21 protein-coding genes are annotated in these 26,032 nt (G+C 69.4%); 13 read left to right on the top strand and 8 right to left on the bottom strand.

Annotated features, from left to right (window positions below):
* Positions 1-32 precede the first annotated feature (32 nt).
* Both ACZ6DL_RS04375 and ACZ6DL_RS04380 read left to right on the top strand, forming a co-directional pair.
* Positions 33-680, top strand: a complete 648-nt coding sequence (locus tag ACZ6DL_RS04375; RefSeq protein WP_466048919.1) for a hypothetical protein — start codon at positions 33-35, stop codon at positions 678-680.
* A 117-nt stretch (positions 681-797) separates the two neighbouring features.
* Positions 798-1,802: a malate dehydrogenase gene (locus tag ACZ6DL_RS04380; RefSeq protein ID WP_466048920.1), complete on the top strand. Its 1,005-nt coding sequence runs from the start codon at positions 798-800 to the stop codon at positions 1,800-1,802.
* Positions 1,803-1,830: 28 nt separating this feature from the next.
* Here the strand turns inward: ACZ6DL_RS04380 and ACZ6DL_RS04385 are convergent, their stop codons facing one another.
* The 4 genes from ACZ6DL_RS04385 to ACZ6DL_RS04400 form a co-directional block, all read right to left on the bottom strand.
* Positions 1,831-2,910: a 2-oxoacid:ferredoxin oxidoreductase subunit beta gene (locus tag ACZ6DL_RS04385; RefSeq protein ID WP_466048922.1), complete on the bottom strand. Its 1,080-nt coding sequence runs from the start codon at positions 2,908-2,910 to the stop codon at positions 1,831-1,833.
* Positions 2,907-4,907: a 2-oxoacid:acceptor oxidoreductase subunit alpha gene (locus ACZ6DL_RS04390; protein WP_466048923.1), complete on the bottom strand. Its 2,001-nt coding sequence runs from the start codon at positions 4,905-4,907 to the stop codon at positions 2,907-2,909. Before ACZ6DL_RS04390 ends, ACZ6DL_RS04385 begins: the two co-directional genes overlap by 4 nt.
* A 110-nt stretch (positions 4,908-5,017) precedes the next feature.
* Positions 5,018-6,034 carry an Rv2578c family radical SAM protein gene (locus ACZ6DL_RS04395; protein ID WP_466048925.1) on the bottom strand — a complete coding sequence of 339 codons (1,017 nt, stop codon included), beginning with the start codon at positions 6,032-6,034 and terminating at the stop codon, positions 5,018-5,020.
* Positions 6,035-6,065: 31 nt separating this feature from the next.
* Complete coding sequence (locus ACZ6DL_RS04400) at positions 6,066-7,070, bottom strand: NAD-dependent epimerase/dehydratase family protein (RefSeq protein ID WP_466048926.1); 1,005 nt, start codon at positions 7,068-7,070, stop codon at positions 6,066-6,068.
* A gap of 211 nt (positions 7,071-7,281) precedes the next feature.
* Between ACZ6DL_RS04400 and ACZ6DL_RS04405 the strand changes: the two genes are divergently transcribed.
* Together ACZ6DL_RS04405 and ACZ6DL_RS04410 are read left to right on the top strand one after the other, a co-directional pair.
* Positions 7,282-7,611, top strand: coding sequence for a type VII secretion target (locus ACZ6DL_RS04405; RefSeq protein ID WP_040867626.1), 330 nt, complete (start codon positions 7,282-7,284; stop codon positions 7,609-7,611).
* The gene (locus tag ACZ6DL_RS04410; protein ID WP_466048928.1) at positions 7,608-9,224 is read left to right on the top strand and encodes a hypothetical protein; all 1,617 of its coding nucleotides are present in this window, start codon (positions 7,608-7,610) and stop codon (positions 9,222-9,224) included. Before ACZ6DL_RS04405 ends, ACZ6DL_RS04410 begins: the two co-directional genes overlap by 4 nt.
* A gap of 78 nt (positions 9,225-9,302) precedes the next feature.
* On the opposite strand, the gene ACZ6DL_RS04415 is transcribed toward ACZ6DL_RS04410, so the two are convergent.
* Entirely contained in the window at positions 9,303-9,839 is a 537-nt protein-coding gene (locus ACZ6DL_RS04415; RefSeq protein ID WP_466048929.1) for a hypothetical protein, read from the bottom strand.
* 117 nt (positions 9,840-9,956) lie between these two features.
* Positions 9,957-10,880 carry a KPN_02809 family neutral zinc metallopeptidase gene (ypfJ, locus tag ACZ6DL_RS04420; RefSeq protein ID WP_466048930.1) on the bottom strand — a complete coding sequence of 308 codons (924 nt, stop codon included), beginning with the start codon at positions 10,878-10,880 and terminating at the stop codon, positions 9,957-9,959.
* Between the two features lie 190 nt (positions 10,881-11,070).
* On the opposite strand from ypfJ, the gene aspS reads away from it, so the two are divergent.
* Both aspS and ACZ6DL_RS04430 read left to right on the top strand, forming a co-directional pair.
* Complete coding sequence (aspS, locus tag ACZ6DL_RS04425; RefSeq protein ID WP_466048932.1) at positions 11,071-12,855, top strand: aspartate--tRNA ligase; 1,785 nt, start codon at positions 11,071-11,073, stop codon at positions 12,853-12,855.
* Positions 12,856-12,928: 73 nt separating this feature from the next.
* Entirely contained in the window at positions 12,929-13,897 is a 969-nt protein-coding gene (locus tag ACZ6DL_RS04430) for a DUF389 domain-containing protein (RefSeq protein ID WP_466048933.1), read from the top strand.
* An 8-nt stretch (positions 13,898-13,905) separates the two neighbouring features.
* Here ACZ6DL_RS04430 and ACZ6DL_RS04435 read toward each other — a convergent pair whose 3' ends face one another.
* Positions 13,906-14,880 (bottom strand): hypothetical protein, encoded by a 975-nt coding sequence (locus ACZ6DL_RS04435; RefSeq protein ID WP_466048935.1) that lies wholly within the window; start codon positions 14,878-14,880, stop codon positions 13,906-13,908.
* Positions 14,881-15,070: 190 nt separating this feature from the next.
* Here ACZ6DL_RS04435 and ACZ6DL_RS04440 point away from each other — a divergent pair, with 190 nt between their 5' ends.
* Together ACZ6DL_RS04440 and ACZ6DL_RS04445 are read left to right on the top strand one after the other, a co-directional pair.
* A complete protein-coding gene (locus ACZ6DL_RS04440; RefSeq protein WP_040867617.1) occupies positions 15,071-16,240 on the top strand; it encodes a phosphotransferase family protein in 1,170 nt (389 codons plus the stop codon).
* 540 nt (positions 16,241-16,780) lie between these two features.
* Positions 16,781-17,038, top strand: coding sequence for a hypothetical protein (locus tag ACZ6DL_RS04445; RefSeq protein WP_466048937.1), 258 nt, complete (start codon positions 16,781-16,783; stop codon positions 17,036-17,038).
* A gap of 14 nt (positions 17,039-17,052) precedes the next feature.
* On the opposite strand, the gene ACZ6DL_RS04450 is transcribed toward ACZ6DL_RS04445, so the two are convergent.
* Positions 17,053-18,723 (bottom strand): alkaline phosphatase D family protein, encoded by a 1,671-nt coding sequence (locus tag ACZ6DL_RS04450; protein WP_466048938.1) that lies wholly within the window; start codon positions 18,721-18,723, stop codon positions 17,053-17,055.
* Positions 18,724-18,789: 66 nt separating this feature from the next.
* On the opposite strand from ACZ6DL_RS04450, the gene ACZ6DL_RS04455 reads away from it, so the two are divergent.
* The 5 genes from ACZ6DL_RS04455 to ACZ6DL_RS04475 all read left to right on the top strand — a co-directional run bounded on the left by ACZ6DL_RS04455 (position 18,790) and on the right by ACZ6DL_RS04475 (position 25,992).
* The gene (locus tag ACZ6DL_RS04455; RefSeq protein WP_466048940.1) at positions 18,790-20,190 is read left to right on the top strand and encodes a replication-associated recombination protein A; all 1,401 of its coding nucleotides are present in this window, start codon (positions 18,790-18,792) and stop codon (positions 20,188-20,190) included.
* 268 nt (positions 20,191-20,458) lie between these two features.
* Positions 20,459-23,128 (top strand): alanine--tRNA ligase, encoded by a 2,670-nt coding sequence (gene alaS / locus ACZ6DL_RS04460; protein ID WP_466048942.1) that lies wholly within the window; start codon positions 20,459-20,461, stop codon positions 23,126-23,128.
* Positions 23,128-23,691 (top strand): Holliday junction resolvase RuvX, encoded by a 564-nt coding sequence (gene ruvX / locus ACZ6DL_RS04465; protein WP_357032381.1) that lies wholly within the window; start codon positions 23,128-23,130, stop codon positions 23,689-23,691. Before alaS ends, ruvX begins: the two co-directional genes overlap by 1 nt.
* Positions 23,688-25,175: an endolytic transglycosylase MltG gene (locus ACZ6DL_RS04470; protein ID WP_466048943.1), complete on the top strand. Its 1,488-nt coding sequence runs from the start codon at positions 23,688-23,690 to the stop codon at positions 25,173-25,175. Before ruvX ends, ACZ6DL_RS04470 begins: the two co-directional genes overlap by 4 nt.
* A complete protein-coding gene (locus ACZ6DL_RS04475) occupies positions 25,165-25,992 on the top strand; it encodes a shikimate dehydrogenase (protein WP_466048945.1) in 828 nt (275 codons plus the stop codon). The genes ACZ6DL_RS04470 and ACZ6DL_RS04475 overlap by 11 nt, the downstream gene beginning before the upstream one ends.
* Positions 25,993-26,032 lie beyond the last annotated feature (40 nt).

Raw genomic sequence — 26,032 nt, forward strand, 5'->3', positions numbered from 1 at the left:
CAGCGGCGCCGGAGTCGCGAGAAGGCGGAGTAGTGTCCACGAATTCTGATGACCAGCAGGCGCTCGCGCCGGTGGGGCTCGATCTGGTCGCACCCGAGCTGTACGCGCCGATGCTGCGCCGCCTCGCGCTGGCCGCGTCGGGCATCGGTATCGGCGCGGCGCTGCTGGCCGCGACCGTGGTGAGCTGGCCGATCGCGGCGGCCATCGGCGTCGTCGTCGGCGCGCCCACCGTGGTGTACGCCATCGCGCTGCGTCGGCGGCGAATGTGGGTGACGGGCACGACGATTCACGCCCGCAGGCTGTTCGGTGAACGACAGGTGGAGATGTCGGCGGCCACCGGGGTCGAGGTCTTGGTGTTCCCGGCCCGGTTGAGCCGGATCGCCCTGCGGGTCACCGCCGGGGAGATCTCGCAGGTCGTTCCGCTGGCCATGTACACCGACGCCGGCAGCGGCCGCGAATTGCATCTGCTGGGTTTACGCAAACTCGCGGACGCGCTCGCCGCCAGTGAATTGGCGGCGGCCGTAGCGGTTTCCGAGATGCTGGTGCACCAATTGCGAGCCGAGGCACGCGATGCCGGGCTGGAGGAACGGCCGCTGTATCGAGCCGCGCGGCTGGCGCGGGCCAAGGACGTGGTGTCGCCGATCGTGCTGACCGACACCGAGGTCGCCGCGCTCGCCTGACCCACTGCTTCCCGGGAGCCGGGGCGGTCACTGTCGCGTAGCTCACCGTGCGCCTTCGGTGGCGGTGAGAGTGGCTAGGGTGGGCTACAGGAATTCGCCGATCGCAAGGAGTTCGCCGTGAGCACCCCCGCTGGGACCGTGACCGTCACCGTGACCGGAGCCGCGGGCCAGATCGCCTACGGCATGCTGTTCCGGATCGCCTCCGGCGCGATGCTCGGCCCGGACACGCGCGTGCGCCTGCGGCTGCTGGAGGTTCCCGCCGCGGTGGCGTCGCTGGAGGGCGTCGCGATGGAACTGGAGGACGGCGCGTTCCCGCTGCTGGATTCCATCGACATCAGCGACGACCCGTGGATCGGCTTCGCCGGCGCGGGCATCGCCCTGCTCGTCGGCGCGCGGCCGCGCACGGCCGGGATGGAACGCTCCGACCTGCTCGCCGCCAACGGCGCGATCTTCACCGAGCAGGGCGCCGCGATCAACGCCAGCGCCGCGGACGACGTGAAGGTGCTCGTGATCGGCAACCCGGCCAACACCAACGCCTTCATCGCCATGAGCAACGCGCCGGACGTGCCCGCCGAGCGTTTCACCGCCATGACCCGCCTGGACCACAACCGCGCCATCGCGCAACTGGCCAAGAAGACCGGTGCGCCCGCCGCGGCCATCGCGCGGGTCGCCATCTGGGGCAATCACTCGGCGACGCAGTACCCGGATATCGCGCACGCCACCATCACGGGACGTCCCGCCCTCGATCTGATCGGCGATCCGGCCTGGTTGACCGAGCAGTTCGTGCCCACCGTGCAGCAGCGCGGCACCGCCATCATCCAGGCCCGCGGCGCGTCCTCGGCGGCGAGCGCGGCCAGCGCCGCGATCGACCACATCCACGACTGGGTACACGGCACGCGGGACGGTGACTGGGTTTCGATGGCCGTTCCCTCGGACGGCTCCTACGGCGTGCCCGAAGGGCTGATCAGCTCGTTCCCGGTCACCTGCGCGAACGGTGAGTACACGATCGTGCCCGATCTGACGGTCGACGAACTGGCCCGTCCCCGGATCGACGCCTCGGTCGCCGAGCTCGAGCAGGAGCGCGACGCCGTCATCGACCTCGGTTTCGCCAAGCGCGCCTGACCGGCTCGCGGACGTCCGCCCGGTCGCTCTACCCGACTGTCCAGGTCTCCGGCCCGGTGAGCAGGGACTGGAGCGATTCGGGACCGACTGGTTTCTTCTCGCGCGCGGTCTCGGTCTGGTAGCGCACCCCGTCGTCGTAGGTCGGCCGCGAGACGCTGCGGAAGACGCCGGTGACCACATGCTCGAGTCCCTGATCGGACAACCGCGACAGCGCGTAGGCGTACTCCGGATCGTCGGCGTAGGCGTCGTGCACCACGATGTCGGACTCCGCGACGCTGTCGGTGCGAGCCACCGTGAGCCCGAAACCCCGGCGGACGACGGCGAATTCGCCCTCGGCCCCGAACCGGATCGGTTCGGCGTGCCGCAACGGGATGAGATGGTCCGCGGCGTTCTCCCGGCGCAGCACGTCGAACGAACCGTCGTTGAAGATCGGGCAGTCCTGCAGGATCTCCACGAACGACGTGCCGCGGTGCTCGGCGGCGGCGCGCAGCACCTCGGTGAGCCCCGCGCGATCGGAGTCGAGCGCGCGAGCGGCGAAGGTCGCTTCCGCTCCCAGCGCCACCGACAGGGTGTTGAACGGATGGTCCACCGAGCCCATCGGGGTCGACTTGGTGACCTTGCCCTGCTCCGAGGTCGGTGAGTACTGCCCCTTGGTCAAGCCGTAGATCCGGTTGTTGAACAGCAGGATGGTCATGTTCACGTTGCGGCGCAACGCGTGGATGAGGTGATTGCCGCCGATGGACAGCGCGTCGCCGTCCCCGGTCACCACCCAGACCGACAGGTCGGGCCTGCTGACCGCCAATCCGGTCGCGATGGCGGGCGCACGACCGTGGATGGAGTGGATACCGTAGGCCTCCAAGTAGTACGGGAAGCGGCTCGAGCAGCCGATCCCGGACACGAACATCAGATTCTCCCTGCGCAATCCGAGTTCGGCGAGGAAGCCGCGCACCGTCGCCAGGATCACGTAGTCGCCACAGCCCGGGCACCAGCGCACCTCTTGATCGGAGGTGAACTCCTTCACCTTCTGCGGCCCGTCCGCGGTCGGCACCCCGGACACACCGGTCAGTCCCAGATCGGTACCGACCAGCGAGGTCTCCACGATGGTCATTCGTTACCCCCAGCGATGCGATACGCGGCTGCCTCGCCTGCGCTCGGCCCGGCGCAGGGTTGTGGTCGGACTTCGTCCGGCAGCGCTCGATAAGTGGCCCGCGCCCGTGCGGCGAAGACCTTGTTCTGTTCCATCTCCTCGATCGACCCGTCCAGCGCCGCGTCGATCACCCCGACCAGTTCCTGGGCGGAGAACGCGGTGCCCGCGATCTTCGTCCACGGCCGCACGTCGACCAGGTACTTCGCCCGCAGCAGCGTGGCCAGCTGGCCGCCGTTCATCTCCGGCGCGACCACGAGGCGATAGCGGCGCAGCACGTCACCGAGATTGGCGGGCAACGGATTCAGATGGCGTAGATGGGCTTGGGCCACCGGGACTCCGCGCCGCCGTGCGCGCCGGCACGCCTCGCCGATCGGGCCGTAGGAACTGCCCCAGCCGATCAGCAGCAGCTCGGCGGTGCCGTCCGGATCATCGACCGCGAGTTCGGGGACGCCGATGCCGTCGATCTTCGCTTGGCGCAGGCGGACCATGAGTTCGTGGTTGGCCGGATCGTAGGAGATGTTGCCGCTGCCGTCGGCCTTCTCGAGACCGCCGATGCGGTGGGCGCGGCCCTTCGTGCCGGGGACGGCCAGCGGTCGGGCGAGCGTGTCGGGATCGCGCGCGTACGGCTGGAACGGGTCGGCGTCGTCGCCGTCCGGTTCGAATCCCGGGTCGATCGGCTCCAGTTCCGTCACCTGCGGAATGGACCACGGTTCGGAGCCGTTGGCGATCGCGCCGTCGGACAGCAGCAGCACCGGGGTGCGGTAGGTCAGGGCGATCCGCGCGGCCTCCACCGCGGTGGCGAAGCAGTCCGCCGGGGAGCGCGGCGCGAGCACCGCCACCGGTGATTCGCCGTTGCGGCCGTAGAGCGCCTGCAACAGGTCGGCCTGTTCGGTCTTGGTCGGCAGTCCGGTCGACGGTCCGCCGCGCTGCACATCGATCACGATCAGCGGCAGCTCCGTCATCACCGCCAGTCCGATGGTCTCGCTCTTGAGCGCGAGTCCGGGGCCGGAAGTGCTGGTGACACCGAGGGCGCCGCCGAGCGAAGCGCCCAGCGCGGCACCGATTCCGGCGATCTCGTCCTCGGCCTGGAAAGTGGTGACGTCGAAGTTCTTGTGCTTGCTCAGCTCGTGCAGGATGTCCGAGGCGGGCGTGATGGGGTAGGTGCCCAGGAAGACCGGCAGCTTCGCGAGCCGGCCCGCGGTGATCAGGCCGTAGGCGAGCGCGGTGTTGCCGGTGATCTGGCGGTAGGTGCCCGGCGGCAGTTTCGCGGGCGCGATCTCGTAGGTGGTGGCGAAGCTCTCGGTGGTCTCGCCGTAGTTCCAGCCCGCCCGGAACGCCAGGATATTGGCCTCGGCGATGTCCGGCTTGGTGGCGAACTTCTCCCGCATGAACTGCTCGGTGCCGCCGATCGGGCGTCCGTACATCCAGGACAGCAGGCCGAGGGCGAACATGTTCTTCGCACGCTGGGCGTCTTTTTTGCCGACCCCGGTCGATTCGGTCGCGCCCAGCGTGAGCGAGGTCATCGGGACGCGGTGGACCACGAAGTCCGACAGCGTCTCGTCGGCCAGCGGATCGGCGGCGTAGCCGACCTTGGCGAGGGCCCGTTTGGTGAACTCGTCGGTGTTCACGATGACGGTGGCGCCGCGCGGGAGATCCTCCAGGTTCGCCTTGAGCGCGGCGGGGTTCATCGCGACCAGCACGTCGGGCTGGTCACCAGCGGTGAGGATGTCGTAGTCGGCGATCTGGATCTGGAAGGACGAGACGCCCGGCAGGGTGCCCTGCGGCGCCCGGATCTCGGCGGGGAAGCTGGGCTGGGTGGCCAGATCGTTGCCGAACGCGGCGGCCTCGTGGGTGAAGCGATCGCCGGTCAGCTGCATTCCGTCGCCGGAGTCCCCGGCGAACCGAATGACGACCTTTTCCAACTTCGCTGTGCCGACATCGTTTTGGTGTGAAACCATATGCCTGCTTCACTTCCTCGTCGCTGAGAGGTGCCATCGCCAAACTACTCCGTCGAGTGCGGTGCGCGCCCCCGAAGCGCGCGGACCGGTGAGATCCGGCGACGGTGGCGTCAGGCGAACAATGCCAGTTGCGCGGCGGTCGTGTGCGCGGTTTCGGGTCGTGTCTCCGGTCCGGCATGCCTGCGCGCCGTCAAACCGTGCTCGGCCAGCAGCGGAGCGACCCGCGCGCGCAGCCAGGCGGAGTACTCCGGCGTCACGTAGGCGCCGCGGCGGTAGAGCTGACGGTACCGGCGCAGCAACGCCGGATGGTGCTCGGCCAGCCAGGACAGGAACCAGCCCCTGGTACTGCCGCGTAGATGCATGGGGAAGGCGACGGCCGATGCCGCCCCGGCCTCGGCGATGGCGCCGAAGATCGCGTCCAGATGTGCCTGTCCGTCCGTGAGACAGGGGATGACCGGGGCGACCAGCACGTTCACCGCGAAGCCCGCGTCGGTGAGCGCGCGAACCAGGTCCAGCCGGGCCCGTGGCGACGGCGTGCCGGGTTCCAGGCTCTGGTGCAGCTCCTGATCGAGGATCGCGATGGACACCGCGAGGCTGACCGGCACCTCGCGCGCGGCCGAGGTGAGCAGCGGTAGATCCCGGCGCAGCAAGGTGCCTTTGGTGAGGATGGAGAAGGGGGTGCCGGACTGGGCCAGCGCGCGGATGATGCCCGGCATCAGGCGGTATCGCCCCTCGGCACGCTGATAGGGATCGGTGTTGGTGCCGAGCGCGACCGGCTCGCGGCGCCAGGACCGCCTGCCGAGTTCCCTGCGCAGCACCGCGGCGACATTGGTCTTCACTACGATCTGCGAGTCGAAGTCGCGGCCCGCGTCCAGGTCCAGATACTCGTGCGTGCCGCGCGCGAAACAGTAGCGGCACGCGTGCGAACAACCGCGCATCGGATTGACAGTCCACTGGAACGGCACGTTCGCGCCCTCGGGCACCCTGTTCAGCGCGCTCTTGCACAGCACTTCGTGGAAGGTGATGCCCTCGAACTCCGGCGTCCGCACGGTGCGCACCAGACCCGCCCGGGACAGCCCGGGCAAGGCGCCGTCCTCGGCGTCCAGGGTCTGGCTTTGCCACCGCACCGTCTCAGTCGAACATGTGTTCTAGAAACTGTCAAGCGATCTGCCGGGTGTCCGGCGGAGTGAGCCGGGCCGGGTCGGTGAAGAAGGTGACCAGATCGCGCACCGTGTCGTCGAGCGGACGCGGCTGGTAGCCGAGCTCCCGTTCCGCCTTGCCGTGGTCGACGACGGGCGCGGAGATGAGCGCGCCGAGCGCCGCCTTGGAGACGATGTCGGAGTTGAACAGTTTGCCGATCGGCGCGAGCACCGGGATGGCGCCGGACACGAGCTTGGCGGGGATGGCGAACCTCGGCCCCCGCTTGCCGCCGTGGGTCGCGGCGACGCGGCACAATTCGAGCATCGAGATCATCGATCCACCGAGCAGGTAGTTCTCACCCGTGCGGCCGTGCTCTCCGGCCAGTACCAGGCCCTCGGCCACATCGCGCACGTCCACGAGGTCGAATCCCCCGCCGATCATGGCGGGCACGCGCCCGAGCGCCGCGTCCCTGAGCGTCCGGTTGATGCGCGAGAGCGGCTTGCCGAAGTCCAGCGGGCCGAAGACGCCGGTCGGGTTGCACAGCACCGCGTCGAGGCCCTGGTCGATCACCTTGCGCAGCGCCACCTCGCCCGCCCACTTCGAGCGGTCGTAGACCGGCAGCCCTGCGTCGGTCGACCGCGGCGCGTTCTCGTCGATCCGGCCACCGCAGCTGTACTGGTCGAACGCGTGGATCGAGCTGGCGTGCACCATCCGGCGCGCGCCGACGGCCAGCGCCGCCTCGGCGACCACGCGCACGCCCTCGGTGTTCACCCGCCAGGCGAGGTCGTTCTTCTCGGCCAGGGTGATCACCGCGACCAGGTGGTAGACCACCTCCGCGCCGTCCAGTGCGGCACGCATGGACGCCGGGTCGAGTACATCGCCCTGCACCCAGGTGATACCGGGCGTGGCCTGCTCGGCGGGAATCGCCCGATCGATGGCCGTGATCTGATGGCCGCGCTCGGTGAGGAGGCGGAGCAGATTCGTGCCAAGGTAGCCGGCTGCGCCGGTCACTGCGACCTTCATGGGACTGAGAATATAGAACTTGTTCTAATTTGCAACACGTTCCAATTTTGCCCCTTTCGCCCTGCCGCGCGGCGCGTTCGGGCTCGAAACTTGCCGGTCGGGTCGGCTATATTGAGCGCAACCGTAGCGGCCCTTGCCGATTCGGCAGGGAGCCGGCTGATCACGACAACTTCATGACGCAGATCTGTACGACGATTTGGGGGGCAACTCGATGAGTGATCTCTCGGTAGAGACCGAAGCGGTCCGGGCGTTCGCCGCCACGAACGCCGGTATCGCCGGTGATCTCGCGGGGGCGGGCAATTTCGACGCGGTGAAGAACGTTTCCGCGCTCGTTCCGGTGTTCGGCTTGATCGGGGCCGACTACCTTGCGATGTTCGCGGCGGCACAGGTATTGCAGGCCAAGGACATCAACGATCTGTCGGCCAAGTACGCCAAGCTCTCGGACTCGGCGTTCAGCGCCGCCGCGGCCTACGACGCGGTCGACTGGTCCAACGCGGGCGCGCTCGGATCGATCGCGGGCCAGATCGGGGGCGCGGTATGAGGCCGCTCGACAGTGGCGTCATCGCGCCGGAGGACCACGCCGTCGCGCACGCGGCCGAGCAGAACGTCGCGATCGGCCAGCAGTCCGTTCTGGACACACTGCAGAACGCGCCCGAGCAGGCGGTGCTGGACCTGCCGTTGCCGCAGCTGCCGGACGATCTGCCGCCCATCGAGCCGCCCGCTTTCGTGCTGTCGCGCAAGATCGCCGAGGATCAGCAGTCGGTCGGCGCCATGCCCTCCGGTCTGCCGGGTCTGAACGGCGCACCGGGCGCCGAGAACGTACTCGGCGTGCCGCACGAGACGTCAGCGCTGCTCGGTGACATGAACACGGCGGTCGACCACGTCGCGGCGCCCGCTGTCCAAGCGGCGCTCGATCAGGCCCCCGGCGTGCTGAACGGGGCACTCGCCGATGCGTCGAGCGCGGTCGCGGGCACGGTGAACCAGACGGCGGCCGCCGCCGCGGCGTTGCCCCCGTTGCCCGCCGACCCGGTCGCCGCGCTGATGCAGGGTGTCGCGGTGCCCGCGCTCCCCGGCGTCGATCTGCTGATGAAGCCGATCCTGGATCTGCTGAGCAGCTTCGGCACCGGCGTCATCGGCGCGTTCGATCCGACCGCGATCCTGAGCCAGTCCTCCAAGGTCATCGAGATGGCTATGCAGGTGGGCAAGGGCAGCATGAGCACGGTCGAGCAGTTGTGGCAGAGCCAGGCCGCGCGCAACGCCCAGGCCGCGAGCCAGCAGGCGAACGTGGAGGGGCAGCAGACCGGCCAGCGGGGTATCGACATCTCCGAGCTCACCCAGCGTGCCGCCACGGTGGTACAGCAGGGCAACGCGCAGCTGCTCGGCATCGCGTCGTCGTTCGCCACCCAGGCGACCGCGCTCGCGCCGGTGATCCTCACCCCGCCTGCCCAGGCGACGCTGATCGCCTCGGCCACCGAACACCTGGGCAACGCCGTTGGCGTGGTCAACGCCACCCGCGGTGATCTGGCGGGCAAGACCGCCGAACTCAGCGGCATGGTGCAGCAACTGGTCGCGCCGGGCGGCGGTCCGGCGCCACAGGAGGTCGCGCAGGCGCTGGCGGAGAACGTCGGCCAGCCGATCCTGGAGCAGGCGCAGTCGACCGCCTCGGATACCGCGACCAAGGCGGCCGGCCTGGACTCCGCCACGCCCGGGACCTCGACCCCCTCGACAACGCCGTCGTCGGTGCACACCACGCACAGCCCGAGTACCAGCCACGGCACGCCGAGCGGACTGCTCGGCGGCAGTCCCGGCAGGCCCGGAAGTCCGAGCACGCCATCGGTCCCGAAAGCCACCGGCCTGCCCGGCACCACGGTTCCTCCGATCCGCTCGGTCGCCGGCGTCCCGGGCACGTCATTCGGTACCGGCTCGCCCGCGAGCACCACACCTGCCGGGTCGAACGGTTTCATGGGTGGCCCGGCAGGCGCGGCGGGGCAGCGCGGCAATGACGACGAACACTCGCGCTCGGTGCAGCCGTATCTGAGTCCCACCGGCAACGACGACCTCACCGGCCCACTGGGCGAGTCCACGCCGGACGTCATCGGTGCCACGCACTCGGACGAGATCATCAGTTCGGACTACGAGCAAGACCAGTTCTGACGCGTCGTGGGAGAGGCCACGCACGGCATCCGGCCCGAACGGGGATCATCGCCGTTCGGGCCGGATGACGAGCGACGGTCAGTTGTCCTGCGTGAACGCGTCGAGCAGTTTCCGGTACAGGTCGGCGAAGCGTTTGCGTGCGGCCTGCTGCTCGGCGCCGAGCCCCTCGGTGGTGTCGGGCGAATACACCACGAGATGTACGTCCTCCGACGGCGACTGCGGCATGAAGTCGATGATCCGGCTGCTCTGATCCGTGGCGGCCGGCACGCCGAGGTCCACCGTGGCGAGCGCTTTGGTCTCCGCCAGCGCCGCGCTCAGCACGTCGGGCGGGATGTGGCCGTCGATCCGCTTGGGCGGGGTCTCCGGCCGGCGCTCGGCGGCCACGGCGTCGGGGCTGCTGACCGCACGGCCGTCGGCGAAGATCTCCAGCTGCGGACGCAGGTCCGTGCGGGTCTGCCACCCGTCCGGAATGGTGGTCAGCGTGAACAACGCCAGCGGCGCGGCGATCGGCGGTAGCGCGCTGGGGCGATCCAGGGCCGGGTCGGCCGTGGCGGCGCCCGAGCCCGCCGCGACGATCAGCAGCACAACCAGCACAACAGCTTTCGTTACTCGCATCGATCCCATCTTCCGGTGCTGTCGGTGTCCACCCGCAACACAGGTGAACTGCCGTAGATCATGACAGCGCGCCGGCTTTCGGGAGGAACCGGCGCGCTGGATCGATCGGATCCGGGTCTATCGCAGGCCGGGCGGAGCGTTCAGGTCTTGCGCCGAATACGTGTCGCAGGCCCGGACCTGACCGGTCTTATAGCCGGTGAGGAACCACTTCTGTCGCTGCTCGGACGAACCGTGCGTCCATGCTTCGGGATTCACCCGGCCCTGCGCGGCGCGCTGGATACGGTCGTCGCCAACCGCCGCGGCCGCCGACAGCGCGTCGTCGACGTCCTTGTCCGACAGCGGCTTCAGGAACGGCTGGTCGCCGCCGGGCGCAGGCTGCTTGTCCGCGAAGTGGGCCCAGATGCCCGCGTAGCAGTCGGCCTGCAGTTCGGTGCGTACCGCGCCGGACTCCGGCCCGCGCGGATCGCGCTGCGCGCGGCCGAGGTCACCGAGCATGTTCTGGATGTGATGGCCGATCTCGTGCGCAACCACGTATTCCTGCGCGAGCGGGCCGCCGCTGGAACCGAAGCGATCCACCAGCTCCTGGAAGAAGCTGGTGTCGAAGTAGGCGGTCCGGTCGGCCGGGCAGTAGAACGGCCCGACATCGCTGGTGGCGTTGCCGCATCCGGTGGAGGTGGCCCCGGAGAAGAGCACGACCTTCGGCTGCGAGTAGCGCTTGCCCGCCTGCTTCGGCAGTTCGGCCGACCACACGGCGTCCAGGCTCTGCGCGGTGAGCGCCACCCGGCAGTCGACGTATTTGTTGGCGTCCGCGCCGGTCTTGCAGTGGCTCGGCGTGCCCTCCGTGCCCGGCTGCGTCTGGCTCTCCTCCGGCGTACCGGTGAAGTTGCCGAGGATGGAGCCGGGGTCGCCGCCCAGCAGCAGCGCCAGCACCAGCACGATGAGTCCGCCCGCTCCACCGCCCAGGGCGAGCTTGCCGCCCATGCCGGGACCGCCGGAGGAAACCCGGTCCGGGTCGATCTGCATGCCCTCGTTGAAGGTCATCGTCGTCGCTTTCTCGCTCGTCCCCGGGGAACACACCGCCCTCGGTCGTACGGCCCCGGTTCGCTCTCCCTCGGATACAGCTTGGCATGGGCGCGTCGATATCGGTTTCCTCTCGGGGAATGTGTCTCACTACGATGGACTCGCACCTGGTCACCCCGCGCCCGGTGTCAGCGTCGTCGAAAGGAACCCCGTGCTGCGCACCCACTTGGCTGGTTCGCTGCGAAGCGAGCATGCCGGTCAGACCGTCACTCTCACCGGTTGGGTGGCCCGGCGGCGTGACCACGGTGGGGTGATCTTCATCGATCTGCGCGACGCGTCCGGCGTGGCCCAAGCGGTGTTCCGCGAGGGCGAACCCGCCGAACAGGCGCACCGGCTGCGCGCGGAGTACTGCGTGCGCGTCACCGGCACCGTGGAACCGCGTCCGAGCGGCAACGAGAACCCGGAACTGCCGACCGGCGCGATCGAGGTGAACGTCACCGAGCTCGAGGTGCTGAACGAGAGCGCGCCGCTGCCCTTCCAGCTGGACGAGCAGCCCGGTGAGGAAGCGCGCCTGAAGCACCGCTACCTGGATCTGCGCCGGGAGGGCCCGGCGCACGCCATCCGGCTGCGCTCCAAGGTCAACGCGGCCGCCCGCGAGGTGCTCGCCCAGCACGAGTTCGTCGAGGTCGAGACTCCGACGCTGACCCGGTCCACGCCCGAGGGCGCTCGCGACTTCCTGGTGCCGGCCCGCTTGCAGCCGGGCAGTTTCTACGCCCTGCCGCAGAGCCCGCAGCTGTTCAAGCAGCTGCTCATGGTCGGCGGCATCGAACGCTACTACCAGATCGCGCGCTGCTACCGGGACGAGGACTTCCGCGCCGACCGGCAGCCGGAGTTCACCCAGCTCGACATCGAGATGAGCTTCGTGCGCCAGGAGGACGTGATCCTGCTGGCCGAGGAGATCCTGGTCGCGCTGTGGAAGCTGGTGGGCTACGAGATCCAGACCCCCATCCCGCACATGACCTACGCCGAGGCCATGCGCCGCTTCGGCAGCGACAAGCCCGATCTGCGCTTCGGCGTGGAGATCACCGAGTGCACGGACTATTTCAAGGACACCCCGTTCCGGGTGTTCCAGGCGCCCTACGTCGGCGCGGTGGTCATGCCGGGCGGCGCGAGCCAGCCGCGGCGCCAGCTCGACGCCTGGCAGGAGTGGGCCAAGCAGCGCGGCGCGAAGGGGCTGGCGTACATCCTGGTGAACGAGGATGGCACGCTGGGTGGCCCGGTCGCCAAGAACCTCAGCGAAGCCGAGCGCGAGGGCTTGGCCAAGCACGTCGGCGCGGTGCCCGGGGACTGTGTGTTCTTCGCCGCGGGCGCACCGAAGGCGCAGCGCGCGCTGCTCGGTGCGGCGCGCGTCGAGATCGCCCGCAAGGTCGGCCTCATCGACGAGGACGCCTGGTCGTTCGTGTGGATCGTGGACGCCCCGCTGTTCGAGCCGACCGTCGAGGCGACCGCGAGCGGTGACGTGGCGGTGGGCCATTCCGCCTGGACCGCGGTGCACCACGCGTTCACCTCGCCGAAGCCGGAGTCGCTGGACACTTTCGACACCGACCCGGGCTCGGCGCTGGCCTACGCCTACGACATCGTCTGCAACGGCAACGAGATCGGTGGCGGGTCGATTCGCATCCATCGCCGCGACGTGCAGGAACGGGTGTTCGAGGTGATGGGCATCACGCACGAGGAGGCCCAGGAGAAGTTCGGCTTCCTGCTCGACGCCTTCGCCTTCGGCGCTCCGCCGCACGGCGGCATCGCCTTCGGCTGGGACCGGGTCACCGCGCTGCTGGCGGGGGAGGACTCGATCCGCGAGGTCATCGCCTTCCCGAAGACCGGTGGCGGCGTCGACCCGCTGACCGACGCGCCCGCGCCGATCACCGCGCAGCAGCGCAAAGAGGCGGGACTGGACGTCAAGCCGGAGCAGAAGAAGGACGCGCCCGCCTCGTAGCGGCCGCTGCCGCGAACGGTATTTTCTGGTCAGCCGCGTCCGTGCCAGCTGACGCCGACCACGAGGAAACCCGTTGCTGCACTTGTGCATGATCAGCCCGCCGGAGAGCACCGACGAGGTGCTCGCGGTACTCGCCGCCGATCCCGGGGTCACGCACGTGACCCTGGCACGCGGTGCGGCGCTGGAGCCGAAGGGCGACCTCGTCCAGGCGGACGTGGCTCGCGAGGCCGCCAACGCCGTGCTCGAGGACCTCACGGCGCTGGGGATCTGCCGTTCCGGCGGCTTGACGCTCACACCGGTCGAGACGGTCTTGTCGGACGCGGGCGAACGCGCGGTGCGCGAGGCGCCCGGTGATCCGAGCGACGCCGTGGTGTGGGAGGAACTGGTAGCGCAGACGCACGAGGAGTCGAGCCTCAACGCGACGTTCCTCGCGTTCCTGACGATCGCCTGCCTGCTCGCCGCCGTGGGCGTCACGACCGATTCGCCGGTGACGATCGTCGGCGCGATGGTCGTCGGTCCGGAGTTCGGTCCGTTGGCCGCGTTCGCGGTGGCGTTGGTGCGCAGGGATTTCCGGCTCGCCCGCCGCTCGGCCGTCGCGCTCGCGGTCGGTTTTCCGGTGGCGATGGTGGTCACGCTGCTGGCGACGGTGGTGTGGGAGCAGGTCGGCTGGATCACCATCGACGGGGTGGGAAGTATCGAACAGGTCGACTTCATCTACCAGGTCGGCCCGTTCTCGCTGGTCGTCGCGCTGCTCGCGGGCGCGGCGGGCATGTTGTCGCTGGTGACCGCGAAATCGGCCGCGCTGGTCGGCGTGTTCATCTCGGTGACCACCGTGCCCGCGGCCGGATTCGCCGTGGTGGCGGCGACTTTGGGGGAGTGGCGGGTGGCGTTCCTGTCCGCGGGTCAGCTCGCGGTGAACATGGGGGGCATCATCGTGGCCGGGATCATCGTGCTCGCGCTCCGGCCTCGCGCGGGCGGCGAGGCCGGTCCGGTGGAACGGTTCAAACGCTTGATCGGGATGCGCTCACCGGTCGAGAAGTGAGGCTGGTTTCACAGCGGGGCGACGGTACCGCCGGTGAGGGCGCGGTAGGCGTAGGTCACGGCGATGACGGCGACCGGGCCCGCGATCAGGAGGCCGAAACCACACAGCAGTAGTCCCAAGAAGGTGACCACCAGCACCGCCAGGCCGAGCAGCAGCACCTGCCCGGCGTTGGCGACCACCAGGGTGAAGCTGGACTTCAGCGCTTCGAACGGACCCTGATCCTGATCGACGACGAAATGCAGCGAGAACATGCACAGCCAGCCGGCGATCAGCCCGGGGATCAGGCAGATCGCCGAGCCGAGGAAGGTCAGCGTGAACGCCAGCAGCGCGGTGAGCAGCACATTGCCCGCGTTCACGAATCGGAAGTAGGCGCCGAAAGGTGGCGGGGTGCCGTCGGTTTCGTACAGGGCGCCGCGCACCATCGCCGCCTGCAGCAGCCATATCCCGGCCATGACCGCCAGGAAGACGAGCAGCAGCGGCAGCATCGTCGTCGGGTCGGTGAGCTGGACGACGAGCACGAACGCCAGATATATGACCATGCCCACCGCGGTCACCCCGACCCACGGGCCCGGATTGCCCCGGAAACGGGCCCAGCCGTAGCTGAGCGCCTGGCCCACGTCCAGCGTGCCCGGTCCGGTGGTGACCTGCTGGTAGCCGTAGACCGGCTCCTGGGTAGGCGCCGAGCCGGGCGGTGGCGCCCACCCCGGGCCGGTGCCCTGTGGGCCGTAGCTGGGGTGCGGCGCGCCCACGGGCGGGGGTGGCTGCACCGGTTCGCTGCCGTAGTGCGCCGCGCCGGGACCTTCGGACTGCGGGTATGCCGGCGAACCGGCCATCTCCTGGTGGGATCGGCCGGTTCCGGGGGTGCCCCCTCGCGGATCGGGGTTCTCGTGCTGCCCCGGCCGTGCCGCGAAGCGTTCCTCGTCGTTCGGGGAGGAAGCGCCACCAGGTGATTGTTTGGGTGCGGGGGGCGGTGTTTCGGTCATGCGTAGACCTTTCCACTCAACTGGTTTGCGGTGTGGCGCACGGCAGTTCACGATGAGAAAACCCGACGGGTGCACGGGTGTCAAGCGACCGGCGGCCACCCTCCGGCCTGGCCGGAGACACGCCGGGCGACGCGGAAAGGTTGTGTAACCGCTCGCTAGAAGTGACCCCATGCGAGTACTTTGAGAGACGATGACCGCACTATTGGCCGAACGCGCCGCCGAAGTCGTGTCCGCAGCGCAACAGTTGCTCACAAAGCGAATGGGTGCTCCGGTAAAGCTGAGCGATCCGATCGAACTCAGCGGTAGTGGTAGGACGACCGTCCTACGTGTGCGAGTAGCGGAGAACGCCTTCTCGTTGCCGCGAACCCTGATTATCAAGCAGGTCCGTGGCGCCGCCCAGGATCGCCGGACCGGAGGTCTGGCGCCCGGTGTGGCCAGCATCGATTCCGCGTTCCTCCGCGAGACGGTGTCCTACCAATTCACCACCGCACTGAGCCGGGAACACCGCCCGGGCGCGTACCTGATCGCGCACAGCCTCCCCGACCGGCTGTTGATCCTCAGCGACCTCGGTGAGAACTCACTGCTCACCGCCGTGCTGCGCTCCGGCGCCGAGCCGGCCACCCGCAATGCCCTCATGGCCTTCGCCCAGGCGCTGGGCCGGATGCACGCCGCCACCGTCGGGCGCGAGGCGGACTTCGTCGCGTTACTGCGCCGGGTGGACGTGGTGCACCGGGTGGACGGCATCGCCCAGCAGGCCGAGTCGGCGATCGCCGAGGTGCCCGGCATGCTCCAGCGCGAACTGGGCATCGAGGTGCCCGGCGAGATCGCCGAGCGGATCGTGCGCGGCAACCGCCTGTACTCTGCCGGGCGCTTCCGGGCGTTCAGCCCGTCGGACCTCTGCCCGGACAATGTGATCTTGAACGAGGAGGGCGCCCGCTTCCTCGACTACGAGTGGGGCGGATTCCGCGACGCCACCCTGGACATCGCCTACGCGCTGGTGTCCTTCCCGGGCTGCCTGTGCGACCTCGAGCTCTCGCGTGAACGTGCCAACCAGATGGTCGAGGCGTGGCGCGCGGAAGTCGTGGGCGTGTGGCCCGCGCTGGCCGACGACGACCAGCTGGCCGAACGCATCTTGGAAGCCCGGCTGATCTGGGTGTGGCTGTCCACCTACTGGTTCCTGCCCGCCGACCACACCCGTATCGCGGCCGCCCGCGAGCACGGGTTGTCGGTGCCGCGCTCGGCGGCCCTGATCAACCGCTGGGCCGCGCTCGCCGAAGACGCGCGGTGCACGGGGGACGACATCGTGGGTGATTTCGCCGAGGACGTGTCGGCGATGCTGGAAGAGCGCTGGTCGGAGTAGGGCTTCGCGTCCGAAGAATTGGGCGTGGGCTGTGCTGGAACCTCAGCGATGTGAATTCGGCCGCCAGTCTGTTGTCGTCGTTCCGGCGGTCTCCTACCGGGTTACGAAGCGGTTTCACGCAGCCGGGGCTCCCTGGACCGCATCGCAGGCATCAAGCCGAAGGGGTCGCCGTCCTTAGGTGTCTCTGCGCACTCCCGCGCTGGGTGCGCTTGCGCGGCATCCATACGAGGCGACCTGCTGGACGCGGTGCGGGACTCCCGGTGCCGGCCCGCAGCCGCGAGGCGATCGACTGGGGCGACGAGCGGTTCTGACCGACATCATGACCGCGCCGCCGCTGCCCGCGATCTCGCCGAGGTGATCCGGTGCCGGTGGTCGATCGCCACCGGGATGGATCGGCCCCAGGGAAGCCCATAGCGTTGCTCGTCTTGCCGTCGCAGAGCCGAATGCATACGGATGCGAATCGGCCCGCGGGACCCGCATGATGAGAGGTCGGGAGCGCTCGGTTCCAGGGGCACGGGCGCGGGGAAGAGGGAGTGCCGAATGGGTCACCTACTGCTGGTATTGCTTGCGATCGTTCTCGCCGCCACGCCGCTCGGCGTTGTGATCCTGCGAAGAAACAGCGGCCGGAGCCGGATCGAAGGCGACCCGGCGACGCGTGCCCGCGCGGCCGGAGCGCAGCTCAGCAAAGAGGTTCGCGCCTATCAATGGCGGAACCGGTCGCATGGCAAGTCGGACGACAACAACAACAGCAGCAGTGGAGGCGGTGGATGCGGTGGCGGATGCGCGGGCGGAGAGTGAGCTCCGCCCGACGATCAGCCGAGCGGGCCCGGCCGCGGCTCGACCCGGCCCCCGGAACGCACGGCGAACGAAGCGCCGTGGCGCACACCGGAATTCGGGTCGGTGACGTTCAGCAGGTAGTACCAGTCCATCTGTGCCTGCTCCGCGGTGACCTCCAGCACGCCGTAACCGTGCGAATCCAATTCCACGTACCGCAGATGACGGTTGATCGCCCCGAGCGATTCCGCGATCGGCCCGGAATTGGTCCGCAGCAGGTCACCGATGCTGGACGAGGTCACCGACGGCACCACGAACTCGGTGCCCGCCGTCGCCCCGCCCGGGTAGCTCGCCGCGTCCACCGGGAGATCCGCGGCCCACGAGGAGTGGATGTCCCCGGTCAGGAACAGCACGTCGGAGATCTGCTGGTCGATGATGGCGCGGAAGAGGCGGGTGCGGTCGGCGGTGTAGCCGTCCCACTGGTCGCCGTTCAGTGACGGGCCGGACTCCGGGACGCCCAAGGTGCTGGTGATCGCCGCCGTGGTGGCAGGCTCCAGCGGCGGGAAGACCAGCGGAGCGATCATCACCGAGTTGCCGACCAGCTTCCACCGCACCTGCGCGGACGCCAAGCCCGCGGTCAGCCACTCCATCTGCGCCTTACCGGTGATGGTGCGCGCCGGATTGTCGGCCTCCCGCCAGTTCGCTCCCGGTTTCGCCTCCTCGTCGCGGTAGCTGCGCAGATCGAGCATGCTGAGCTCGGCGAGGGTGCCGAAGCGCAGCCTGCGGTAGATCCGCGCGTCGGCGCCGGACCCGGACGCGCGGACCGGCATCCATTCCAAGTAGGCCTGCGCGGAGGCGGCGCGCCGGTCGATCCAGCTGCCCTCCGTCGCGGGATCGTGGTTGTGCGCGCCGCCGGACCAGGAGTTGTCCGCGGATTCGTGGTCGTCCCAGGTGCAGATGAACGGCAGCGTGGCGTGCAGACCGAGCAGATCCGGGTCGGTCTTGTACTGGGCGTGGCGGATGCGGTAATCGGTCAGGCTGACGATCTCGTTCGCCGGTTCGTGCGCACGCACGGTGCCGTTGCGGCCGCCGTACTTGCCGCGACCGTATTCGTAGATGTAATCGCCCAGGTGCACGATCGCGTCCAGGTCGGTGCGGCCGGCCAGGTGACGGTAGGCGCCGAACCAGCCCGCCTCCCAGTTCGAGCAGGAGACCACGCCGAATCGAAGGCGGTCCGGCGTGTCCGCCGTGGCGGGCGCGGTTTTGGTGCGGCCGACGGGGGAGGTCTGGCCGAGGGCGCTGAAGCGGTAGAAGTACTCGACGTTCGGCGCGAGGCCGGAGACGTCGACCTTGACGGTGTGGTCGGACTCCGCCGCGGCCGTCACGGTTCCGGAGGCGGCGATCGAGACGAATTGCTCGTCCGCGGCGATCTCCCACCGCACCGCCGCCGGGTCGCCCACGCCCGAACCGGGGGTCGCGTCGTCGGAGACGGTGACGCGGGTCCAGAGGATGACACCGTCGGGAAGCGGGTCGCCCGAGGCGACGCCGTGCCGGAATGCCGGTGTCGCGGCTTGCGCGCGTCCGGCGACCGCCACCGCGGTGGCGGTGGCGGCGGCCGCGCTGCCCTTCAGCAGGGTGCGCCGAGCGAAGCGGGCGGCGGACGATGGATCTGAAACGAATGCGTTTTCAGGCACGGGTACCGATCCCATCTGAAGTACCCGCGACGCGCAACTCGGTTCGCCGCCGCGCCGGTCCGCGCCGTCCTGCGCGGCGCAATGGGTACGGGGGAACGGCATGTCGCGCTGTCGGTGCGGCTGGGTAACGTTCGTCTGGTGAGCGATGGTTTGTTCGACGTGCCCGGTGCAGCGGTGCCCCCGGAGCATTCGATCGACACCGTGGTGCGCAGGGACGCGGGTGCGCCGCTGGCCGTGCGCATGCGTCCGGCCACGCTGGAGGAAGTGGTCGGCCAGCAGCATCTGCTCGGCCCCGGCTCGCCGCTGCGCAGGCTGATCGAGGGATCGGGCGCCGCCTCGGTGCTGCTGTACGGGCCGCCCGGAACGGGCAAGACCACCCTCGCCTCGCTCATCTCGCAGGCCACCGGACGGCGGTTCGAGGCGCTCTCGGCCCTCTCGGCCGGCGTCAAGGAGGTGCGCGCGGTCATCGACATGGCGCGGCGCAGGCTGTCGGCGGGCGAGCAGACCGTGCTGTTCATCGATGAGGTGCACCGTTTCTCCAAGACCCAGCAGGACGCGCTGCTGGCCGCGGTGGAGAACCGCATCGTCCTGCTGGTCGGCGCGACCACCGAGAACCCGTCGTTCTCGGTGGTGTCGCCGCTGCTGTCGCGCTCGCTGGTGCTGCAACTGCGGTCGCTGACCGAAGCCGACATCCGCCAGGTGCTCGGCCGCGCGATCGCCGACCCGCGTGGGCTCGCGGGCGAGTACACCGTCACCGACGCCGCGCTCGAGCACATCGTCCGGATCGCGGGCGGCGACGCCCGCCGCGCGCTGACGGCGCTGGAAGCGTCGGCCGAATCCTCGCTCGACGGCACCGTCGACGTGGACCTGGTCGAGGCCAGCGTGGACAAGGCCGCCGTCCGCTACGACCGCGCAGGCGACCAGCACTACGACGTGATCAGCGCGTTCATCAAGTCCATCCGCGGCTCGGACGTCGATGCCGCCTTGCACTACCTGGCACGCATGCTCAGCGCGGGCGAGGACCCTCGCTTCATCGCCCGCAGGCTGATGATCCACGCCAGCGAGGACATCGGCATGGCCGATCCGATGGCGTTGCAGACGGCGACCGCCGCCGCGCAGGTGGTGCAGCTCGTCGGCCTGCCAGAGGGCCGCCTCGCGCTCGCGCAGGCGACGATTCATCTGGCGACCGCCCCGAAGTCCGGCGCCGTGGTGGCCGCGATCGGAGCGGCCATGGCCGATGTCGCGGCGGGTAAGGCGGGCCCGGTCCCGCCGCACTTGCGTGATGGTCACTACGCGGGTGCGGCGGCACTCGGCAACGCGCAGGGCTACCGGTACCCCCACGACGACAAAGACGGCGTGCTCGCCCAGCAGTACCCGCCCGACGAACTGGTCGGCGTCGACTACTACCGTCCCACCGACCACGGGCACGAACGCGAAATCGGTCCACGGGTCGACAAGCTGCGCCGCATCGTCCGAGGCTGACCGCTCGTGCCGGGCGTACGGCGCCGGTATCGGTGCATCCGGCGCCGGCGGACACGCCACAGCAGTCGTGTTCAGCGACCCGGAAGACGGTGTCTACAGCAAGACCGTCCGACGGGTGTTCGGGAAGCCTGTCGAACTGCCCGCTCCGGTGTGCATGATGTCGGACAGCGAGCCGCTGCGGGGCCGGGTTGGCTGAGCGGTCGCGGGGACGCGACGGGTGCCCGGTCGATGAAAATTCGCGTGCGCGGCACCGGTAGGCTGGGTATTCGTGCAGACCCACGAGATTCGACGGCGTTTCCTGGACCACTTTCTCCGTGCCGGCCATACCGAGGTGCCGAGTGCCTCGCTGATCCTGGCCGACCCGAACCTGCTGTTCGTCAACGCAGGCATGGTCCAGTTCAAGCCGTACTTCCTGGGTCAGGAGGCACCGCCGTACCCGCGGGCGACCAGCGTGCAGAAATGCGTGCGGACCGGCGACATCGAAGAGGTCGGCGTCACTACGCGGCACAACACGTTCTTCCAGATGGCGGGGAACTTCTCCTTCGGTGACTATTTCAAGGAGGGGGCGATCACGCTCGCCTGGGAGCTGATCTCCAAGCCGCAGGACGAAGGCGGTTACGGCTTCGACCCCGAGCGGATCTGGGTGACCGTCTACCAGGACGACCCGGAGGCCGCCGAGATCTGGAAGCGGGTCGCGGGCATGCCCGAGGAGCGCATCCAGTTCCGCGACGGCAAGGACAACTACTGGGACATGGGCGTGCCCGGCCCCGGTGGGCCCTGCTCGGAGATCTACTACGACCGCGGGCCCGAGCACGGCCGCGACGGGGGACCGGTCGCCGACGAGGATCGCTACCTCGAGATCTGGAATCTCGTGTTCATGCAGGACGTCCGCGGTGAGCTGAGCCCGAAGCAGGGGCATCCGCCGGTCGGGTCGCTGCCGAAGAAGAACATCGACACCGGTATGGGCGTCGAGCGGATCGCGCTCCTGTTGCAGGGCGTGGACAACGTCTACGAGACCGACCTGCTGCGCCCCATCATCGACAAGGCCGAGGAGCTGACCGGACGTTCCTACGGCGTCCAGCACGAGGACGACGTCCGCTTCCGCGTGATCGCCGACCACGCCCGCACCGCCGCCATGCTCATCGCCGACGGCGTGAACCCGGGCAACGACGGCCGCGGCTACGTGCTGCGCCGCCTGCTGCGCCGCATCGTGCGCTCGGCGCGCCTGCTCGGCGCCGAGAAGCCGGTGATGAGCGAGTTCATGAAGGTCGTCAGCGACCTGATGGCCCCGTCCTACCCGGAGCTGGCCACCGACTTCCGCCGGATCGAGACCGTCGCCGTCGGCGAGGAGACGGCGTTCCTGAAGACGCTGAACACCGGCTCCACCTTGTTCGACAACACCGCCGCCGCGGTGAAGGCCGGGGGCGGCAGCACGATCGCCGGATCGGACGCGTTCACCCTGCACGACACCTACGGTTTCCCGATCGATCTGACGCTGGAGATGGCCGCCGAGGCCGGGCTGTCGGTCGACGAGGAGGGCTTCCGCTCGCTCATGGCCGAGCAGCGCAAGCGCGCCAAGGAGGACGCGCAGTCCCGTAAGCACGCCCACGCCGACCTGACGATCTACAAAGAGCTGGTCGACCGGGGCGCCACCGAGTTCACCGGCTTCGACGAGCTCACCTCCGAGGCCACCGTGCTCGCCCTGATCGCCGACGGCGTCCGGGTGCCCGCCGCGACCGTCGGACAGGACGTCGAGGTGATCCTGGACCGCAGCCCGCTCTACGCCGAGTCCGGCGGCCAGATCGCCGACCGCGGCTCCATCACCGCCTCCTCGGGCCTGAAGCTGCGCGTCAACGACGTGCAGAAGATCGCCAAGAAGCTGTGGGTGCACAAGACCACCGTGGAGCACGGCCAGGTCACCGAGGGCGATATCGTGCTCGCCCAGGCCGATCCCGCGTGGCGGCGCGGCGCCACGCAGGGCCATTCCGGCACGCACATGGTGCACGCTGCCCTCCGGCAGGTGCTCGGCCCGAACGCCGTGCAGGCCGGTTCCCTGAACAAGCCGGGCTACCTGCGCTTCGACTTCAACTGGCAGGGCCAGCTGTCCGAGCGGCAGAAGGCCGACATCGAGGCCGTGTCCAACGACGCGGTGGGCGCCGACTTCCCGGTCAACACTTTCCTCACCGATCTGCCGAAGGCCAAGCAGATGGGCGCGCTGGCGCTGTTCGGCGAGAACTACGGCAACGAGGTCCGCGTCGTGGAGATCGGCGGCCCGTTCTCCATGGAGCTGTGCGGCGGTACGCATGTGCAGCATTCCTCGCAGATCGGCCCGATCACCGTGCTCGGCGAGTCGTCGGTCGGCTCCGGTGTGCGGCGCGTCGAAGCGTTCGTCGGCCTGGACTCCTACAAGTACCTGGCCAAGGAGCGCGCGCTGCTGGCCGGTGTCGCCTCCGCGCTGAAGGTGCCCTCCGAAGAGGTGCCGGGCCGCGTCGAGCAGCTCGTGGAGCGGCTCAAGGTGGCCGAGAAAGAACTCGAGCGCACGAAGATGGCGGCCGTGCTGTCGTCGGCGGCCACATTCGTGGAGCAAGCCGAGCGGATCGGCCGCCTGCTGCTGGTCGCCGTAGCCGCGCCGGAGGGCGTGCCCGCAGGTGATCTGCGCACCCTCGCCACCGACATCCGCGGCCGGTTCGGCAGCGAGCCCGCCGTGGTGGTGCTGCTCGGCAACGCCGACGGCAAAGTGCCGTTCGTGGTCGCCGTAAACAAGCCCGCGCAGGAACTCGGCATCAAGGCGGGTGATCTGGTCGGCAGCTTCGGCCCGAGTATCGCCGGACGCGGCGGCGGTAAGCCGGAGATGGCCCAGGGCGCGGGGTCGGATCCGTCCGGCATTCCGGCGGGCCTGGCCGCGGTCCGCGCGCGGGTGGCCGAACTCGCCGGGTGATGGGCGAGCCCGCGGAATCGGAGAGGTCGGCGCAGCGCGGCGCCGACCGGCCGGATCCCGCCACCGACCCCGGCCGGGGCAGGCGGATCGGCGTCGACGTCGGCAGTGTCCGGATCGGGGTCGCCGCGTGCGATCCCGACGGCATTCTCGCCACGCCGGTGGAGACCGTACCGCGCGCGAAATCGTCACGGCGTTCGGCTCCCGCACCCGATATCGAAAGAATTGCCGAAATTGTGCGGGAGTACGAGGCAGTCGAGGTAATCGTCGGATTGCCGCGAACATTACGCGGGGAGAAGGGGACTGCGGCTACGCTGGCCAGCGCATTCGCTGAGCGATTGCGGGCTGCCGTCGGGCCGGTACCGGTCCGGCTTTCCGACGAACGTTTGACTACGGTGTCAGCTGCACGTGCATTGCGGGACAGTGGAGTTCGCGCGCGTGGCCAGCGGCAGGTGATCGATCAGGCGGCGGCCGTGTCGATCCTGCAAGGATGGTTGGACGAACGGAGTGCGGTGTTGAGGTCGGTGGAAGCGGGACGTTCCGCGTCGCCCGGGGACGATGCATGACGGATCGGTGGGCGCGGGCCGAGGAACTGTTCCGACAGCGCGAAGCTGATCGGCGGTATCGGAGAGATGACCGGGCCTGGGGCGAACACGACGACGGCGACGACTACTACGACGACGATACGACCGTCATCCCCCGCTACGTCGATGACGAGGAGGAGGAGCCGCCCACGCCGGCTCCGCCCGCTCCGCGGCGTGGCGGGCAGCGCGCCAGCGCTACCCGCGAGCAGGCGCCGCGCCGCGCGAAGCGCGTGCAGCCGGAGCGTTCCGAGCGCCCTGGTAAGCGTGGCAAGCGATCCCGGGTGGCCTCACGCAAAGCCGCCGAGCGCAAGCGGCGCCGCCGGACCATATGGATCGTCGGCGGCGTCTTCGCGCTGATGTTCGCCGGCGCTGTCGTCTTCGCGGGCATGAAGCTGGTCGCCAGTTTCGGCCCGCCGGAGGACTATGCGGGTCCGCCCGGACCCTTGGTGATCGTGCAAGTGCACGACGGCGATACCTCGACGCAGATCGCGGCGACCATGCACGACAAGGGCGTCGTCGCCAGCACCGGCGCGTTCATCGAAGCGGCCGTGCGGAATTCGAACATGAACTCGGTGCAGCCGGGCTTCTACGCGATCGCGAGCCGCAGTCCCGCCGCGCAGGCGGTCGCCGCGCTGGTCGGCAAGGACTCCAGGGTCGGCAACCTGGTCGTCTCCGAAGGACGTCTGCTGCACGACCAGCACGACATGAGCACCGGCGGGCGGTACGACGGCATCTACCGCAAGATCGCCGAGGCCAGCTGCATCGGCACCGGCGCGAACCAGAAGTGCGTGACCTACGAACAGCTCGATGCCGCGGGCGCGGGCCTGGACCTGGCCGCACTCGGGGTGCCGGCGTGGGCGATGCAGGGTGTCAAGGACTGCCCGGACCGGGCGAGACAGCTGGAAGGCCTGATCGCCGCGGGCACATGGGATTTCGATCCCAGCGGCACGCCGGAACAGATCCTGCGGCAACTGGTGTCCGCGAGCGCGAAGAGCTATGAATCCACCGGATTGCTGCAGTCCGGCGCCGACACGAAACTGACGCCCTATGAGACGCTGGTCGCCGCCTCGCTGGTGGAACGTGAGGCGAAACCGCAGGACATGGGCAAAGTGGCAAGGGTGATCGTGAACCGGCTGCGGGTCGATCAGATGCTGCAGTTCGACTCGACGGTGAACTACACCCTGGATCGCACCGAGGTGGCGACCACCGACGCCGACCGCGCTCAGGAAACCGCCTGGAACACCTACGCGATGCAGGGCCTGCCCAAGACCCCGATCGCCGCGCCGTCGTTGAACGCGTTGCGTGCGATGGAGAATCCGGAGGCGGGACCCTGGCTGTACTTCGTCACCGTCGACAAGCAGGGCACCACCTTGTTCACCGACGACTACCAGGAGCATCTGCGTCTGATCGCACGGGCGCAGCGCAGCGGCATTCTCGACAGTTCCAAGGACAGCGGTGGCCGGTAGTCGCAAGGCGGCGGTGCTCGGTAAGCCGATCGCGCACTCGCGATCGCCCCAGCTGCACCTGGCCGCGTATCGCGCGCTCGGGCTGGACTGGAGCTACGAGCGCATCGAATGCTCGGCCGAGCAACTGCCCGGGTTCGTCGACAGGCTGGGGCCGGAATGGGTCGGGCTCTCGGTGACCATGCCCGGCAAGGAAGCGGCACTGGCCTACGCGCATGAGCGCACCGAGCGTGCCGTGCTGGTGGGATCGGCCAACACCTTGGTCCGCACCGGCGCAGGCTGGCTGGCCGACTGCACCGACGTCGACGGCGTGCTCGGTGCGCTGCGCGGCGCAGGGGCCGGAGAATTGACCGAAGGCGTGGTGTTGGGCGCGGGCGGTACCGCACGGCCCGCTCTGCTGGCGCTGTCGCAGCTGGGCGCGAAGTCGGTCACCGTGGTCGCGCGGGACGCGAACCGGGCGCGCGGTGCGCTCGAACTCGCCGAGCGGCTCGGAATGGTTGCCGCGTTGGCCGCGTTCGAGGCCGGGCCGCTCCAGGGGATCTGCGCGGCGGCAGGTGCCGTGATCAGTACCGTTCCCGCGACAGCGGCCGCGGTCGTCGCCCCTGCGGTGGCCGAGGCTCCGGTGGTGCTCGACGCGATCTACAACCCATGGCCGACACCGCTGGCCGAGGCGGTGTCGAGGGCTGGGCACACGGTGGTCAGCGGTTTGGAGATGCTGCTGAACCAGGCCTACGGGCAGGTCGAGCTGTTCACCGGACAACCCGCGCCGCGCGCGGAGATGGCGGCGGCGCTGGACGAGGAGCACCGGTCCCGGAATTGATACCGGTTCTAGTTTGGTTGAGCGCGACGCGGGGTTAGGG

It is taken from the genome of Nocardia sp. NPDC041819 (genome assembly GCF_055590505.1).